The organism is Aeromonas piscicola (assembly GCF_000820005.1).
Classification (GTDB): Bacteria; Pseudomonadota; Gammaproteobacteria; order Enterobacterales; family Aeromonadaceae; genus Aeromonas; species Aeromonas piscicola.
This window is the reverse complement of sequence record NZ_CDBL01000002.1, coordinates 4123-4916: the sequence shown is the minus strand read 5'-3', so window position 1 is coordinate 4916 and position 794 is coordinate 4123. Positions and strand designations below refer to the sequence as shown.

Below are 794 nucleotides of genomic sequence, written 5' to 3'. Positions count from 1 at the left end.
CCAATCTGGCAGGGCTTTTTTGTGTCTGTCGCTCGCCGCCATCTTGGGTAGCTGGTGTTGTTGCAGAGAGTTTGTCGTCTCGACGCAACGTCAGCAGGCTGCCATCAGGCGGCCATGCTTGCTGACCTGTGTCTGGATCTGTTGGCACAAGGTGTGAATATGGGGCTCATCCATTTTCTCACGAGAAATATAGATGCCGATAACCCCTTTGTTATATTCCTCATCCATATCGAGTGGGACTATGCCGAATGTTGAAAAATAATCCTTCATGCTTTCTGGATAAGGCATGACGGCATTGCTGGTATTTGCCATGTCAATGCCGGCCATCAGTGAATTGCAGGTGTAAATGATTTTGTCATTGAGCTGCATATCTGCCTGATCTTGTTTTTTTCTTGCCAGATCCTCGACCAGATGCAGATATTTCGGCTCATCCGTGGTGATCAACAGGCTGGGATAATTTACCAAATCCTGCTTGTAGCATATTTTCCCCAGGAGGGGATGTCCGGCCCTGACAAATATTGCATCGCTGGAGGTAAATAGCGGGATGAATATCAGGCTGTACTGTTTATCCAGACCATGGATCTCATGTCCCAGAAACAGGTCGACATGATTGCCAAGGAGCAGATCCAGTAGCCGTAGGTGATTGCCAACCTCGATATTGATGGCACAGGATGGATTGGCTTCTCGATATTGCAGGGTGACGGGTTGCAGCACATGCTGCCACCAGGCATGGCCGGTACCCACTCTCAGTGGCAGGGCTGCTCGCTCGCGAAGAATGGCGAACCGCCTGAGGG

General features: G+C 50.3%; 1 protein-coding gene. It reads right to left on the bottom strand.

The features are described from left to right. Window positions 1–90: 90 nt before the first annotated feature. Window positions 91–794: LysR substrate-binding domain-containing protein (locus BN1128_RS00070; RefSeq protein ID WP_042865539.1), on the bottom strand; the 704-nt coding region annotated here is incomplete at its 5' end.